This is a genomic window from Rubellimicrobium roseum (assembly GCF_006152145.1).
GTDB lineage: Bacteria > Pseudomonadota > Alphaproteobacteria > Rhodobacterales > Rhodobacteraceae > Rubellimicrobium > Rubellimicrobium roseum.
Window position 1 is genome coordinate 1 of sequence record NZ_VDFV01000072.1, and the last position, 14,283, is coordinate 14,283.

15 protein-coding genes and 1 pseudogene are annotated in these 14,283 nt (G+C 66.4%); 12 read left to right on the top strand and 4 right to left on the bottom strand.

The window, feature by feature from the left end:
• Positions 1–400: 400 nt before the first annotated feature.
• Together FHG71_RS21495 and FHG71_RS21500 are read left to right on the top strand one after the other, a co-directional pair.
• The gene (locus tag FHG71_RS21495) at positions 401–1,069 is read left to right on the top strand and encodes a cytochrome c oxidase assembly protein (protein ID WP_246045561.1); all 669 of its coding nucleotides are present in this window, start codon (positions 401–403) and stop codon (positions 1,067–1,069) included.
• Positions 1,066–1,578 (top strand): CopD family protein, encoded by a 513-nt coding sequence (locus FHG71_RS21500; protein ID WP_139083747.1) that lies wholly within the window; start codon positions 1,066–1,068, stop codon positions 1,576–1,578. Before FHG71_RS21495 ends, FHG71_RS21500 begins: the two co-directional genes overlap by 4 nt.
• Here FHG71_RS21500 and FHG71_RS21505 read toward each other — a convergent pair.
• Positions 1,548–2,063, bottom strand: a complete 516-nt coding sequence (locus tag FHG71_RS21505) for a DUF2231 domain-containing protein (RefSeq protein ID WP_139083748.1) — start codon at positions 2,061–2,063, stop codon at positions 1,548–1,550. The genes FHG71_RS21500 and FHG71_RS21505 overlap by 31 nt on opposite strands.
• Between FHG71_RS21505 and FHG71_RS21510 the strand changes: the two genes are divergently transcribed.
• The 4 genes from FHG71_RS21510 (at position 2,004) to FHG71_RS21525 (ending at position 6,710) form a co-directional block, all read left to right on the top strand.
• Positions 2,004–2,747: a cytochrome c oxidase subunit II gene (locus FHG71_RS21510; RefSeq protein WP_246045562.1), complete on the top strand. Its 744-nt coding sequence runs from the start codon at positions 2,004–2,006 to the stop codon at positions 2,745–2,747. The two genes, FHG71_RS21505 and FHG71_RS21510, sit on opposite strands and share 60 nt — an antisense overlap.
• Entirely contained in the window at positions 2,744–5,224 is a 2,481-nt protein-coding gene (gene ctaD / locus FHG71_RS21515; protein ID WP_139083750.1) for a cytochrome c oxidase subunit I, read from the top strand. The genes FHG71_RS21510 and ctaD overlap by 4 nt, the downstream gene beginning before the upstream one ends.
• Positions 5,221–5,541 (top strand): hypothetical protein, encoded by a 321-nt coding sequence (locus tag FHG71_RS21520; RefSeq protein ID WP_139083751.1) that lies wholly within the window; start codon positions 5,221–5,223, stop codon positions 5,539–5,541. Before ctaD ends, FHG71_RS21520 begins: the two co-directional genes overlap by 4 nt.
• A 143-nt stretch (positions 5,542–5,684) precedes the next feature.
• A complete protein-coding gene (locus FHG71_RS21525; protein ID WP_218014201.1) occupies positions 5,685–6,710 on the top strand; it encodes a mechanosensitive ion channel family protein in 1,026 nt (341 codons plus the stop codon).
• 110 nt (positions 6,711–6,820) lie between these two features.
• Here FHG71_RS21525 and FHG71_RS24445 read toward each other — a convergent pair.
• The 3 genes and pseudogenes from FHG71_RS24445 to FHG71_RS24825 form a co-directional block, all read right to left on the bottom strand.
• Positions 6,821–7,256: pseudogene (locus tag FHG71_RS24445) on the bottom strand (DUF2254 family protein).
• The gene (locus tag FHG71_RS23780; RefSeq protein ID WP_176559565.1) at positions 7,244–7,465 is read right to left on the bottom strand and encodes a hypothetical protein; all 222 of its coding nucleotides are present in this window, start codon (positions 7,463–7,465) and stop codon (positions 7,244–7,246) included. The pseudogene FHG71_RS24445 and the gene FHG71_RS23780 overlap by 13 nt, the downstream one beginning before the upstream one ends.
• Complete coding sequence (locus tag FHG71_RS24825) at positions 7,423–7,863, bottom strand: DUF2254 family protein (protein ID WP_139083754.1); 441 nt, start codon at positions 7,861–7,863, stop codon at positions 7,423–7,425. Before FHG71_RS24825 ends, FHG71_RS23780 begins: the two co-directional genes overlap by 43 nt.
• Before the next feature lie 445 nt (positions 7,864–8,308).
• Between FHG71_RS24825 and FHG71_RS21545 the strand changes: the two genes are divergently transcribed.
• Genes FHG71_RS21545 through FHG71_RS21570 form a run of 6 tightly spaced genes read left to right on the top strand, consistent with a single transcriptional unit; the run spans position 8,309 to position 14,186 of the window.
• Complete coding sequence (locus FHG71_RS21545) at positions 8,309–11,146, top strand: monovalent cation/H+ antiporter subunit A (protein ID WP_139083761.1); 2,838 nt, start codon at positions 8,309–8,311, stop codon at positions 11,144–11,146.
• Positions 11,143–11,493: a Na+/H+ antiporter subunit C gene (locus tag FHG71_RS21550; RefSeq protein ID WP_139083755.1), complete on the top strand. Its 351-nt coding sequence runs from the start codon at positions 11,143–11,145 to the stop codon at positions 11,491–11,493. Before FHG71_RS21545 ends, FHG71_RS21550 begins: the two co-directional genes overlap by 4 nt.
• On the top strand, positions 11,490–12,998 hold the full coding sequence (locus FHG71_RS21555) for a monovalent cation/H+ antiporter subunit D (RefSeq protein ID WP_139083756.1): 1,509 nt from the start codon (positions 11,490–11,492) through the stop codon (positions 12,996–12,998). The genes FHG71_RS21550 and FHG71_RS21555 overlap by 4 nt, the downstream gene beginning before the upstream one ends.
• A 4-nt stretch (positions 12,999–13,002) precedes the next feature.
• The gene (locus FHG71_RS21560) at positions 13,003–13,494 is read left to right on the top strand and encodes a Na+/H+ antiporter subunit E (protein WP_139083757.1); all 492 of its coding nucleotides are present in this window, start codon (positions 13,003–13,005) and stop codon (positions 13,492–13,494) included.
• The gene (locus FHG71_RS21565; RefSeq protein WP_139083758.1) at positions 13,491–13,760 is read left to right on the top strand and encodes a K+/H+ antiporter subunit F; all 270 of its coding nucleotides are present in this window, start codon (positions 13,491–13,493) and stop codon (positions 13,758–13,760) included. Before FHG71_RS21560 ends, FHG71_RS21565 begins: the two co-directional genes overlap by 4 nt.
• Positions 13,761–13,766: 6 nt before the next feature.
• Positions 13,767–14,186: a Na+/H+ antiporter subunit G gene (locus FHG71_RS21570; RefSeq protein WP_139083759.1), complete on the top strand. Its 420-nt coding sequence runs from the start codon at positions 13,767–13,769 to the stop codon at positions 14,184–14,186.
• Positions 14,187–14,283: the final 97 nt, after the last annotated feature.

A 14,283-nucleotide genomic window follows, 5' to 3' on the forward strand; every position in this document is an offset into this window, starting at 1 on the left:
ATGCCCCCACGAACTATCATTGACCCCGGAACCGTGATCGGGGGCTGGCCAGAGCGCCTCCAGGATGGGGCAATCGCATGCCAGGTCTCGCTCGCTTGCGCTGCAACGGACAAGGATAACGTAGTTACCTGGGCGGTCACCCAGATGCGAGCGGTACGTTTTTCGGGCTAACGAAGGGAACCTGGAAACGGACCGAACGTTGCCGCGACGTGTGGGACGTGGCGGCCCGGCCGCTCTTTTCATATGACATAAGCGGAGCCGCGATGACCGAGGACCGCTCCATCCTAGCAGGACGGACTGCACTCCCCAAACCGCACGGGCCGTTCGCACACTGCCGTGCCGTGAGGGTACGGGCATGACATCGGACGCTTGGACACGCATTTATTGCGGGCCGGCGCCGTTGCCGAATGAACTGTGGCTGCGTTGGAACCTTGATCCGGGGCTCCTTATTGCGCTGACGCTCATGGCCTTTCTGATGCGGCGCTCGCCGTCGGGGCTGCTTGGAGTGGCGGCGCTCGCCGTAGCCTTCGTGTCGCCCCTCTGCGCGCTTTCCGCAGCGCTCTTCTCCGCCCGCGTCGTTCATCATGTCTTGATCATGGCAGTGGCAGCGCCACTCCTGGCCCTTGTCAGGCCCGCGCGCAAGGAAAGCTCGCCGGGGCCGGCCCTTGTCATGTTCACGATTGTCCTGTGGGCTTGGCACTGGCCGGTGGCCTACGATTTCGCGCTGGGCTGGGTGCCCGCTTACTGGCTCATGCAGGCGACCCTACTTGTCGCGGCCGTCGTCTTCTGGCGGCGCGTCCTGCATCCCCAGCAGGCCGAGGGTTCCGCACTTCTCGCCATTCTCGGCGCATGGATGCAGATGGCGCTTCTGGGCGCGCTCCTGACCTTCGCGCCGGAGACGCTCTACGCGATCCACGCCACGGCGCCGCTGGCCTGGAGCTTGTCGCCACTCGCGGACCAGCAACTCGGAGGGCTTCTCATGTGGGTGCCTGCGGGCCTGCCCTTCCTCGTCTGGGGCGTCCTCGTTGCGCGGCGCGGCTGGCGCACCCTTTCGGAGCGGCCGGCATGACGGAGTGGCTCGGACCGATCGTGCCGCATCTCAAGGCGCTGCATGTGGGAATGCTGGCGCTCTGGACGGCGGGACTCTTCGCTCTGCCCCGGATGCTGTCGCGCCACGACCCGGTGCTGGGCCAGGTCGATTATGCGCGCATCCGTCGCGCGACTCATTATGGATTTTCGTTTGTCGTCACGCCCGCCGCGGTGCTGGCCATTGCCTCGGGCACCGTCCTGATCTTCTTGCGCGAGGTCTTCGTGCTGTGGATGTTCGCCAAGCTTGTCGCAGTGGCGGGGCTTGTCGCGTTTCACGCCTGGGTCGGACACACCATCGTCGCCGTGGCTGAGACTGAAGGCAGCCACACCCCGCCCGAACCGCTCATGCCGACGCTCCTGCTGTCGGTTCCCGTCCTGACTATCCTGACGCTCGTGCTGGCCAAGCCCGAGCTTGGAGAGATCCCGATGCCGGGCTGGCTCAGCGAACCGAGGGGGATTCAGCTCCCCTTTGACGTGCCCAGGCGATAGTCGAAGACGAGCTTGCCGCCATGCCAGCCTGTCGCCATCACCACGAGCACGTTGAAACCCGACAGGAGGATTCCGTACGGCAGCACGGCCGCTTCGTAGCCATAGAGCCGGTAGCCCCAGTTCGCCCCGAGGAGCGACAGGAGCAGCACCGCGATCACGAAATGCGTCCAGGCCGCTGCGCGGATGCGGATGCCGGGGACCATGAGAAGCTCCATCGTTCCGGTCGCCCCGGCGGCGAGGCCGAAGAGGAACGCCGTTCCCGTGGCCCAGAGCGCCGCCCAGGCCCAGACAGGATTGCCCGAAAGCCAGTACAGACCGTCCGCCCCGAAGGCGCAGAAGGTGAGCGCGACCGGGAAGGCCACGCTCATGGCATGGAGCGGGTGGCCCCAGAGCCCGACCTTGGATTCGGTGTCCTCGAATCCCGGATGCTGCTCGATCGGGTCCACGAGCGTCTCGCCCTTTTCCTGCACCATCTCCTGCGCCATGCCGGTCGCCTCCTCCGTTGGGCCGTCCGGGCCTCAACGCTCGTCCCGCTCGCCGGTTGCGAGGATCGCCTGTCGGCTGTCCATCCCGCGGGGCCAGCCGCGCAGACGATCGCCACGCTGTGGTGGGTGCTGCTTGGAGGCGCGACGCTGATCTTCCTGTTCGTCATGGTGCTCCTCGCGCTCGCGATGCGGCGGCGGGACGCGCCTGGGCAGGCAAGTGGAGAGCGGGTGTGGATCGTGGGCCTAGGCCTCGCCTTTCCCCTGACGGTCCTGGCGGCGCTGCTGGCCTACGGACTGGTGGTCGGTGAGCGGCTGCTGCCACGCCCCGGGCCGGGGGTCGTCGACGTCGGGGCCGAAGGACGGCAGTGGGACTGGCACTTTACCTACGCCGACGCACCGGGACGGATGACGGAGGGGGTGCTCCATATCCCGGCTGGGCGCCCCGTGGACGTGGCGATCACTAGCGCCGACGTGATCCACAGCTTCTGGGTGCCGCGCCTCGCGGGCAAGCTCGACGCCATCCCGGGCCATGTGAACGTCTTGCGGATAGAGGCTTGGGTCCCTGGCGACTATGCGGGCGTGAGCAGCGAATATAACGGGCCGGGTTACACGGGCCACGACTTCACCGTGCGCGCCCATGACGAGGCCGCCTGGGCCGACTTTCTGGCCGGGGAGGCCCCATGACTGCCTTGCGTCTCCACCGAGAGCTCACGCGCATCTGGGCCTCGGAGCCGGGTTGGAAAGGCTGGTTCACCACCGTGAACCACAACGACCTGGGACGGATGTTCATCGTCGCCTCGATCGTGTTCTTCGTGATCGGGGGCGTTCTGGCCATGCTGATCCGTGCCCAGCTCGCGAGTCCCCGCTCGGCCTTCATGGCGCCGGAGACCTACGCCCAGGTCTTCACCATGCACGGGACCATCATGATGTTCCTGTTCGCGATCCCGCTGATCGAGGGGGTCGCGGTCTATCTCCTGCCCAAGATGCTGGGCACGCGCGACCTCGCCTTCCCTCGGCTCACGGCCTACGGCTTCTGGTGCTACGTCCTGGGCGGGTCGCTGCTGATCCTGTCGCTCCTGCTCGGGATCGCCCCCGATTCGGGCTGGTTCATGTACCCGCCGCTCTCCTCCACCTTGGGGAGCCCAGGGATCAACTCCGACTTCTGGTTGCTCGGGATCACCTTTGTGGAGATCTCGGCCATCTCGGCGGCGGTCGAGATCACGGTCACGATCCTGCGCTACCGTGCGCCGGGCATGTCGCTCGACCGGATGCCGGTCTATGCCTGGTACATCCTGGTCGTGGCGGTCATGATCCTCACGGGCTTCCCGCCGATGATCCTGGGAAGCATCCTGCTGGAACTGGAGCGCGCCTTCGGGATGCCCTTCTTCCAAGTCGAGAACGGGGGCGACAGCCTGCTGTGGCAGCACCTGTTCTGGCTCTTTGGCCATCCCGAGGTCTACATCATCTTCCTGCCCGCTGCCGCAGTGATATCGACGATCCTGCCCGTCATGGCCCGCACCACCCTCCTGGGCTACGGCTGGGTCGTGGCGGCGGCGGTGTCGCTGGGGGTGCTGAGCTTCGGGATCTGGGTCCACCACATGTTCACCACCGGCATCCCGCACATGGGGCTCGCCTTCTTCTCGGCGGCCTCGACGCTGGTGGCGGTGCCGACGGCGGTTCAGATCTTTGCCTGGATCGGCACGCTATGGAAAGGGCGGCCCGAACTGCATCTGCCGATGCTCTGGATACTCGCCTTCTTCGCGACCTTCGTGATCGGCGGGCTGACCGGCGTCATGGTGGCCGTCGTGCCTTTTGACTGGCAGGTGCACGACACCCACTTCGTCGTGGCGCATCTCCACTACGTGCTGGTGGGCGGCTTCGTCTTCCCGATGCTCGCGGCGCTCTACTATTGGCTGCCGCACGTCACCGGGCGCCGGCGCTTCTTCAAGCTGGGCGAGACGGCCTTTTGGCTAATCATGGTGGGCTTCCACATCACCTTCCTCGCGGTGCACTGGGCGGGCCTTCTCGGCCAGCGGCGACGGACCCACACATATGACGAGGGGCAAGGCTGGGAAATCATCAATCTCATCGCCTCCATCGGTGGCTTCGTCACGGCCATCGGCTTCGCGCTGGTTATCCTGGATATCGTTGTGAACGCCGCCGTGGCAGTGCGCGGCTCGCGCGATCCCTGGCAGGCGGGAACGCTCGAATGGGCCATGCCCACGCCCCCAGCGGCCTACAACTTCGCCTCGCTGCCCGAGATACGTTCGCGCGATCCGCTGCGCGACGACCCCGCCCTGCCCGTCCGCATCGCCCGCGGCGAGGGCTGGCTGGGCGACGCCTCGCGCGGGCGGCGCGAGTCACTAACGGTCGCAACGGCCACGGGCGAGCCGGCGCAGGTCGTCGTCTTGCCGGGCAACACCGGGCTGCCGCTCCTCATGGCGGTCACGACGGGGGGCATCTTCGTCGGAATGCTGCTCAAGCTCTACTGGCTCGTTCCGCTCGCGGCGCTGGGTGTGGCGACCCTGGCCGCGCGCTGGGCTTGGGGACTTGGAGCGACGCGGGACGAAGGACCGGTCGAGGGGCGGCCCGGGCTTGTTTTGGCCCTCGCCTCCGAGTCGGTGGACCCGCCCGGCTGGTGGGGCTCGCTTTTCCTGCTGCTGGCCGATGCCACGCTGCTCGGATCGCTCCTCTTCGGCTACGCCTTCCTGTGGACGGTCGCTCCCAATTGGCCCCCGCCGACCTGGGCCGAGCCCGGTCTTCTTGCGCCCTCCCTTGCCTTAGTCGGCGCCGCGCTGTCGGTGACCGGCATCCAGCTCGCCGACCTTCGGCTCCGGCAGGAACGCGGACCTTGGCTCGGGTTTCTCTTGGGGCTTGCCGGATCGGTCGCGCTGGCGCTTGCAGCGGGGATGGTGCTCCTCGGAACCGATCCCACAGCCCACGCCTACAACGCGACATTGTGGGTCCTGGGCGGCTTCGTGGTGCTCCACGCGGGTCTGGCGGGCCTGATGACCTTGTACCTGACCTGCCGCTACGCCGCGGGCTTCGTCACCGGGCGGCGGATCGGAGAGGCACGCATCGTCCGCCTCTGGACGGACTACGCCGCCGGCACGGGACTTCTGGCTCTGGCCGCGGCCTGGCTTCCGGGGGCGGTCGCATGACCGACATCCTCCGCATCTCGGGTCCCCTTACCCTCTGGCTGACCGCCTTCTCCGCCGTCTATGGTCTTCAAGGGCTCATATGCTCGCCACGGTGGGCCGAGGCCGGGCTCGACCTTGCGGCGGGACGCATGGCGTTGGCTCTGGCGGCATCGCTGGTCCTGGGGTTACAGGTCGCGTTTCTCCTCGCGCTGCGGACCACCCGCTTTGCCTCGTGCTCCGGCTTCGTCCGGACCCTGAGCCTGGGGCTCTCGACGGTGGCCCTCGTCGCTTCGGCCTGGACGCTGATTCCTGTCGCAACGACTTCGGCGTGCCTCTGATCCAAGGCCATGCACAAGCCGCTCCGCGGAAGCGATCCGCCACTCTGAGGGCGATGAAGGACTGGCAGCACGGGCCGGGCGGGCCAGATCAGGACAAAGCGAGCTCTGCGCCCACCCCGGTGTGAATGGAGATCACGTCCTGCATGTTCGAAGCCTATGCCCAGACCGTCGCACCAGTCGAGACCGATCCAAGTCCCGATACGCTGGCAGAGGCGGTACAGCGCGACCCAGGCATTCTTCTCGACAAGATCCAGTCCTGGGTGGAAGGATTCCAGCGCCTGCTGCCGAACCTTGTGGTGGCCTTCCTGCTCTTCGGAGTCTTCGTGGGCCTTGGCTGGGGCTTGCAGAAGGCGATCCGCCGATGGGGCGACCGGCACGATCGCGCGAATTTAGGCGCAATCCTGGGCTCCTTCATGAAATGGGTGGTCGTGATCTTGGGCGCACTCGTCGCGCTCATCGTCGTCATTCCCACCTTCAAGCCCGGCGACCTGATCGCAGGGCTGGGCATCGGCTCGGTCGCCATCGGCTTCGCCTTCAAGGACATTCTTCAGAACTGGCTGGCGGGGCTCTTGCTGCTTATTAGGCGCCCTTTCCGGATCGGCGACGAGATCGTGGTCAACGGCTACGAAGGAAAGGTCGAGTGGATCGAAACCCGCGCGACCATGCTGCGCACCTATGACGGGCGGCGGGCGATCATTCCCAACGCCGACGTCTTCACCAACGCCGTGACGGTGAACACCGCCTTCAGGCTGCGCCGGACCGAATTGGACGTGGGCATTGGCTATGGCGACATGGTCGGCATGGCCCGCGACACGATGCTTCAAGCTATGAGCGCACTCGATGTCGTCGAGAAGGACCCCGCGCCCGAGGCGCTCCCGTGGACGTTGGGGGACTCGGCCATGGTCTTCAAGGTTCGCTGGTGGACCGACAGCCATCGCTCCAACGTGGTTCATGCGCAGGCAGCCGTCGTGGAGGCGATCAAGACGGCGCTGGACAAGGCTGGCATCGATATGCCGTATCCGACACAAGTCGTCCTGTTCCATGATCAAACCGAAGAACTGGACGGCCTGCGCGGGCAGCAGCGCGAAGGCTGGCCGCCTCGGCGCAGCGGCCCTCAGCCGCGTCCGGCGTGGCTGGCCCGCCACGATGGGGCACCCCGCGACGGCTGACGGCAGACGGCAGACAGATCGGATCCAGCGCTCGGGCGGCCGAACTGAATCGGACCTCGTTCTGGGCGACCAGCATGGCCAGCCCCTCTGGATACAGAGCTGCACTTCGGTCATTCCTGCCCCGCCCCGCCCGCTTCGCGGAAGGCGTCCTGGACCAAGTCCTGATCCAGCAGCGGTTCCACATGGAGGCGGACGTAGCGCTCCTGCGGGCGTGCGAAGGCCGACCTGTCGAACCAATCCAAGATGAGCGCGGTCGAGGTCGCGATCACGGAGCTAGCAGTTCCTGGCTCGTTCACTGCAGGACAGATGGCTCGCCTTTTCGAGAAGCACGGTCAGAGCGAAGCGTAAATCTTTGGCGCAGGTGCGCTGGCGGCCTACGAGGAATGGCACACGCAAGTAGGCAGTCTCTTCGTCGGAAAGATGGCGTGAGACGAGGAGCAAAGGCCGTCCAAGATCTAGGAAGGATCCGGACCGCGAGAGAAGGCGTAGGTCGATCTCGATCTCGCTCTTGAAGCGGCAAAGCCAGTCCGGACTCACCGCTTGCACGATCCCTGGACAGGCATGCCTTCGTGCAGGTTCGAAAAAGTCGGGGTTTCTTCGGGAAGCGGAGTGTCGGTGAGGCCCCGAAGCGACCGGCGCGCGGTCACCTCCAAGAGTTCGATAGCTTGGGCCACCCCGCCCAACTGAGCTTTCCAGCGGATCAGCGACACCATCAGCACCAGAAGAAGGGTACCGACGGCAAAGAACAGCACCACTTTGGACGCCTCGATACAGTGAGCCGTGGACAGTCCGAGGATCCCATCACGACCGGGACGGAGCAACCCACAAAGGTCGAGGTGACAGCGCGCGCGGTACTGTCCTCTACGAGGAGTGGTCGCACCCGGGGCATGGTGCTGCCATAGTAGGCGAGGAGCGACGAGACCATGATGTCGAGGGAGAAGATCGCGAACGCGAGAAGCGTGTTGGCAATCGCGTCCAGGAGGCCGTAGTCGCCGCTGGGACCAATGAACTTGATCAGCCCGTCCGGCAGGAGATGGTCGACGAAAGTCGCAGTGGAAACTACCGCGAGCGCCAGAAGGGCACGGAACTCCGGCCGGAACCAGAGCGACCGGAGGATGGGAAGGGCGCTCAGGCGAAGGTGCGAGCCATTCATCGGCCTGATGACGGCTCTGTGCCTATCCGCCCAGACGGCGGGGATGGCCTTGGACTTCACCGGGAGGCGCTCGGGCCTAGTCTGTGTGAATCGTCGCTCAGGCTGCCGTCCGCCGGCAGTGCTCGGCGTAACGGCGGCACAGCACGACCCCGGCAAAGGCAGCGCCCCAACCACGAGCACGCGCTACTCCCCCTCAACCCTTGAACGGATCAATCAAAGCACCCTCCTCCGTTGCGGGGCCTTCGATGCTCCAGCGCGTCCCTTGTCGGACAGTTCCGAACCTGCGGGGCTAACGGGTGTCTCCGTCTCTCGGGAGGCTGTTTACTCCTGCGCGACAGTCGGCCGCTTTCACGGACCAACATGACCGTCCTTGCTTGCAGGCCGGCATTAGCGTCCATACCCTCCACTCGAACCTTCAGAGCGCGGTCCGCCAGGAGAATTGCATCTGACACTCGCCCTTCTTGCCGCCCTCCCGTTCCTCGCGGCCACTCTTGCCGCGTTCGCGTTCTCCCGCAGCCGCGCGGCAGGAACGGCCATGGCGTTGGCGGGAACGACGACGGCGCTCGCAGTTCTACTGTCGCTCGCACCGGCGGCGCTCGGGGGACAAGTGACGCAGGCATCGATCGCCTGGGTGCCAGCCTTGGACCTCAACGCGAGCCTCTTCCTCGATCCGCTCGGCTTTCTGTTTGCCGGACTGATCCTCGGGATCGGTCTTCTGGTGATGATCTACGCCCGGAGCTATCTCGGCCGGTGTGAGGATTGGGGGCGATTCTTCGTTGTGCTGCTGCTGTTCCAGGGTGCGATGCTGGGGATCGTGCTTTCGAACAACGTCCTGCTCCTGGTCGTATTCTGGGAACTCACGAGCCTCACCTCCTTCCTGCTGATCGGCTACTGGGGCGAGCGCGCCGAGAGCCGTCGGGGCGCTCGGATGGCGCTCGTGGTAACGGGGGCCGGGGGCCTGTCGCTGCTGGGAGGCCTTTTGATGCTGGGAAGCATCGCTGGCTCCTACGAACTGACCGAGATCCTTGGCCAACGCGAGGCGATCCAGGCCTCGCCGCTCTATCTGCCGTCGCTTCTCCTGATACTTGGCGGCTGCTTCACCAAGTCGGCGCAGTTCCCCTTTCACTTCTGGCTGCCCCAGGCGATGGCGGCGCCCACGCCGGTCAGCGCCTATCTTCACTCGGCGACCATGGTGAAGGCAGGGGTGTTCTTGCTCGCCCGGCTCTGGCCCGTGCTCGCGGGGACCGAGGAGTGGTTCGTGATCGTCGCCTCGGCGGGCCTCGTGACCATGGTTCTCGGCGCGGCGGTGGCGCTGTTCCAAGACGACCTCAAGGGCTTGCTCGCCTATTCGACAGTCAGCCACTTGGGGCTTTTGACCATGCTCCTGGGCTTCGGTACCCCCGAAGCGGCGATCGTGGCGGTTCTGCACATCATCAACCACGCGGCCTTCAAAGCGGCGCTCTTCATGAACGCAGGCATCGTGGACCACGAAACCGGGACGCGCAACTTCAGGCACCTGGGAGGGCTGATGGGGCTGATGCCCATCGCGGGAATGCTGGCGCTGCTGGCCGGGGCTTCCATGGCGGGCCTGCCCCCCTTCGGAGGGTTCCTATCCAAGGAACTAATGCTGGAAGAGGCGGCGCACACCGTCTGGGGCGGAAGCGACTGGGTCGTGCCGGCGCTGGCCACCTTGGGCGCGGCGCTCTCGGTGGCCTACTCGCTCCGCTACGTGGGCCATGTCTACTTCGGCCCCCAGGTCTCGACTCCCAAACCCGCCCACGACGCGCCGCTGGGCCTTTGGGGGCCGTCGGCGGTGCTGGTCGCTGTCGCAGTCCTGGCCGGGATCATCCCGCAGACCCTGCTCGGGTCGCTGGTGTCGGCCGTGGCCGGGGCAGTGACCGGAGGCCCCGCACCTTATCTGTCGCTCAAGCTTTGGCACGGCGTCACCCCGGCGCTGCTTCTCAGCTTACTGGCCGTAGGCCTGGGACTCATGGCCTTTGGCGCCGTGGGCGCGCTCTCACGCCTGAGACCACCCCTGCCCGAGGCCCGACGAATCTTCGACGCCACGCTGGATGGCGCGGTGCGGGGCAGCCGTCAGCTGACTCAAGCCATCCATGCGCCGTCGCTCCAGCGCACGCTGGCGGCCCTCTTCGCAGTGGCAGTTGCGCTAGCCGCCGCTGCCTGGACCGGGGGCGAGCCGGTCACCGGCGGCCGCGCACAAATTTCCGCATCCTTTCCCGCCGTGGTGGTCTGGCTCGCGCTCCTTGCCGCCACTACGGCCGTGGTCGCCCTGCACCGGCAACGCTTCCTCGCGCTGGTGCTCATCAGCGTAGTTGGCCTTGGGGTGTCGCTGGGCTTCGTCCACCTTTCCGCGCCTGACCTCGCTCTCACCCAAATCTCTGTCGAGGTTGTCACGATCCTGCTGATGCTGCTGGCTCTAAACCTTCTACCCAAGGACTCGCCGCCACTCGACCAAGCGCCGCGCCGCTGGAAGGACGCGGCGCTGGCGCTTGCCGGAGGAGGCGCAGCTGGGCTAGGCGCCTGGGCAATCCTGACGCGCGGCGCCGACACCGCTCTCCCCGACTACTACTGGGCGAACGCCTATCCCGGAGGGGGCGGCACCAACGTGGTCAACGTCATCCTCGTGGACTTCCGCGGCTTCGATACGTTCGGCGAGATCATCGTCCTGGGGATCGCCGGTCTCGCCATATTCGCGCTCCTCGACACCACTGCGCGCGGCGCGGCCGGACGGCGGCTTGCCCGCTGGGCCGAAGGACTGCCGCAATCGCCCGAGCGGCACCCAATGATGCTGGTGGTCGCCTCGCGGCTGATGCTGCCGCTGGCCATTGTCGTGGGAATCTTTCTCTTCCTGCGGGGGCACAACAGCCCGGGCGGTGGTTTCATCGCCGGGCTCGTGTTCTCCATAGCGCTGCTCGTCCAATACATGGCCTCGGGCTGGGACTGGACCCAGCAGCGCCGGCGCCTGCCGGACTATGCACTGATCGGCTCGGGCATCCTCGCGGCGGCCCTGACTGGCTTGGGCGCGGTCCTCCTCGGCCTGCCCTTCCTCACCACGGGCTTCGACTATTTCACACTTCCCGTCGTGGGTGAATTCGAGCTGGCCACCGCCATGCTCTTCGACACCGGCGTGGCGCTCACCGTGGTCGGCGCCGTCCTGATGGCCCTGGCACAGCTCGCCCGCGCCGCGCAGCGCGCCGAGCAGGAACCCACGAACCGCGAACCCATGGACATCGACCCAAGCAGGGAAGGCGCGGCTCCATGAGCCTCGAGTTCCTCGTGGCGAGCGCCGTGGCCGCCCTGACCGCGGCAGGCATCTACCTTACACTTCGCGCGCGGACCTTCTCGGTCGTACTCGGTCTCGCCATGTTGTCCTACGCAGTCAACGTGTTCCTCTTCGCGACGGGCCGGCTGTCGGTGGATCGCCCTCCCATCTTCGACAAGGCGGCCGAGGGCTACACCGATCCGCTGCCGCAGGCGCTCGTGCTGACAGCCATCGTCATATCTTTCGGAATGACGGCGCTCGTCGTGGTGCTGAGCCTGCGCAGCTATCTCGAGACCGGGACCGACCAGGTGGATGGGCGCCGCGACGGGCCGGAGGACGGCGCGTGAACCATCTTCTGATCGCCCCCATCCTTCTGCCCGCGCTGATGGCCCCGATACTCCTGCTGGCGCTGCGCTTCCGTCTCGGAGCCGCACGCGCGGTTTCGCTTCTCTCGACCGCTGCGCTTCTGGGCTTTGCGCTGGTGCTTGTCGCGCAGGCCGCCACGGGACGGGTCGAAAGCTATGCGCTGGGCGACTGGCCAGCCCCGTTCGGGATCGTGCTCGTACTTGATCGGCTGAGCGCTCTGATGGTGTGCCTGACGGCGCTGCTCGCCATGCTGGTGCTGTGGCACGCGGTCGCGACAGGGCTCGACAAACGTGGCTGGCACTTCCATCCGTTGTTCCAGTTTCAGCTCCTGGGTCTCAACGGTGCCTTCCTGACGGGGGACCTGTTCAACCTTTTCGTCTTCTTCGAGGTGCTTCTGATCGCCTCCTATGGACTGATGCTGCACGGCCAAGGGCCGGCACGGCTCAAGGCAGGCATTCATTATGTCGTCGTCAACCTCGTGGGCTCGACGCTTTTCCTGATCGCGCTCGGACTCCTCTATGGGTCCACGGGCACGCTCAACATGGCCGACATGGCCGAGCGCGTGGCCGCTGCGACGCCGGACGACCGCGGGCTGATCGCAGCAGGGGCCGCGGTCCTCACGGTGGTCTTTGCGCTCAAGGCCGCGGTCGTGCCGCTCCATCTCTGGCTGCCCGTGACCTATGCGAGCACCTCCGCACCTGCCGCAGCACTCTTTGCGATTCTGACCAAGGTCGGCGTCTACGCCTTGGTGCGGAGCGGGACGCTGATCTTTCCCGATGGACCAGACGCCGTGAGCTCGCCAGCGGCATATGGGCTCCTGCCGGCGGCGCTGCTGACCGTCGTGGTGGGCTTTGTCGGCATGCTGGCCTCCCATCACTTGCGCGAAATGGCGGCCTATGCGGTTTTGGGCTCCACGGGTACTCTCCTCGCCTCGGCGGCGCTCTTCGAACCCATGCCGCTGGCGGCAACACTCTACTATCTGCCGCACTCGACTTTTTCGACGGCCGCGCTGTTCCTTCTGGCAGATCTGGTCGCGCGGCGTCGGGCCGGATACGGCGACGCGCTGGCGGCCGGACCATCCTTCGCCGGTGCTGGCGGACTGGGAATCCTCTTCTTCCTTGCGGCGCTGGCTGCCGCGGGCCTGCCGCCCCTGTCAGGCTTCGTAGGCAAGCTGCTCATCCTCGACGCGGTGCGCGTCTCGCCGGCCTGGCCCTGGATCTGGGGCACGATCCTCATGACCACCCTGATCGGCGTCCTGGCGCTCGCCCGCGCGGGAAGTGTCCTCTTCTGGAACCGCCGGGATGGGGAACCCATCGCCTCGCCCGAGCCGCTCGGCCGCGTGGCGGGCCCAGTGGCTGGGCTCCTCCTTGCCTTGGCCGCCCTGACCTTGTTCGCCGGCCCGGCCGCCGACTACGCTCGTGCCACAGCCGACCAGCTGGCCCGACCCATGTCCTATGTCGAGGCCGTGCTCGGGCCCGGAGAATAGCGCCATGTTCCGACGCCTCCTCCCGCACCCCGTCCTGTCCACCACGCTACTCCTTGTTTGGCTGCTGCTCGTGAACGACCTCAGCGCCGGCGCTGCCGTCCTGGGGCTAGCGATTGGGATCGCCGTGCCCCTCCTGACGGCGCCCTACTGGCCCGACCGGCCCCGGCTGCGCGTCAGTGGGGCGATGCTGCGTTATCTTGCGGTGCTCCTATGGGACATCGTGGTTGCCAACTTCGAGGTGGCCTGGGTCATCCTCACCCGTCCTTCCGCGCGCCTGCGCTCGGCTTGGCTGGTGGTCCCGCTCGAGGTCCGGTCGCCCGAGGCGATCACGGTGCTGGCCGGCACCATCAGCCTCACGCCCGGCACGGTGTCGGTGGACCTTTCTGGTTGTGGGCACGCGCTACTCGTTCACGCGCTCGACGTGTCGGACGAAGCCGAGACCGTGGCCCGGATCAAGGGCCGCTACGAAGCCCCCCTCAAGGAGATCTTCGAATGATCGAGACTGCCCTATTCATCGGCTTCGCTTGCCTGGCCGCTGCCTTGCTGCTGGCGCTCTGGCGCCTGGTCATCGGACCGTCCGCAGCGGATCGCATCCTCGCGCTCGATACGCTCACGATCAACGCCATTGCGCTGATCGTTCTTTTCGGCATCGCGCGGGGCAGCATCCTCTACTTCGAGGCGGCTCTCCTCCTCGCTACCGTGGGTTTCGTGGGAACGGTGGCCTACTGTCGCTTCCTGCTTCGCGGCGACATCGTGGAGTGACGATCCATGGCCCTGATCGCCGAAGCCGTTGCGAGCATCCTAATCGTCCTGGGCGGGCTCTTCACGCTGATCGGGTCCTGGGGCCTAGTGCGCCTGCCCTCTCTCATGACGCGCCTGCATGGCCCCACCAAGGCCACCACCCTGGGGGTGGGCGGCTGCCTCCTGGCCTCGATGGTCTTGGCCGGAGCCACAGACGACTGGTCGGGGCAGGAACTGCTTGTGACGCTGTTTCTCTTCGTGACCGCGCCCGTCTCGGCCAATGTAATCGCCAAGGCGCACCTGCACCAACAGCGGACGTCCCCCGCCCTCAACAGGGAGGTTGAGGAGCGCCTACCCCCGACCGGAACCCCCAAGGGTTGGGCGACCTTTTGGAAGCCTCTGCCCGATGGCGGTCCGGCAGCGTCAGGTATCCAAAAGGAGCCCTGACTTTTTTCAGACCCGAACCACGCCGGACTAGGGCTTGTTGACGTTCACCTCAGTCGGATGACGGTGGCTGCCAAGGAGATGAAGGCGCTGAAGCTTT

Bases quoted from the DNA above. Each gene is read 5' to 3' on its own strand.
- FHG71_RS21500 (WP_139083747.1), top strand. From the start codon at position 1,066: ATGACGGAGTGGCTCGGACCGATCGTGCCGCATCTCAAGGCGCTGCAT.
- FHG71_RS21510 (WP_246045562.1), top strand. From the start codon at position 2,004: ATGCTGCTCGATCGGGTCCACGAGCGTCTCGCCCTTTTCCTGCACCAT.
- FHG71_RS21505 (WP_139083748.1), bottom strand. From the start codon at position 2,063: ATGGCGCAGGAGATGGTGCAGGAAAAGGGCGAGACGCTCGTGGACCCG.
- ctaD (WP_139083750.1), top strand. From the start codon at position 2,744: ATGACTGCCTTGCGTCTCCACCGAGAGCTCACGCGCATCTGGGCCTCG.
- FHG71_RS21520 (WP_139083751.1), top strand. From the start codon at position 5,221: ATGACCGACATCCTCCGCATCTCGGGTCCCCTTACCCTCTGGCTGACC.
- FHG71_RS21525 (WP_218014201.1), top strand. From the start codon at position 5,685: ATGTTCGAAGCCTATGCCCAGACCGTCGCACCAGTCGAGACCGATCCA.
- FHG71_RS24825 (WP_139083754.1), bottom strand. From the start codon at position 7,863: ATGAATGGCTCGCACCTTCGCCTGAGCGCCCTTCCCATCCTCCGGTCG.
- FHG71_RS21550 (WP_139083755.1), top strand. From the start codon at position 11,143: ATGAGCCTCGAGTTCCTCGTGGCGAGCGCCGTGGCCGCCCTGACCGCG.
- FHG71_RS21560 (WP_139083757.1), top strand. From the start codon at position 13,003: ATGTTCCGACGCCTCCTCCCGCACCCCGTCCTGTCCACCACGCTACTC.
- FHG71_RS21565 (WP_139083758.1), top strand. From the start codon at position 13,491: ATGATCGAGACTGCCCTATTCATCGGCTTCGCTTGCCTGGCCGCTGCC.
- FHG71_RS21570 (WP_139083759.1), top strand. From the start codon at position 13,767: ATGGCCCTGATCGCCGAAGCCGTTGCGAGCATCCTAATCGTCCTGGGC.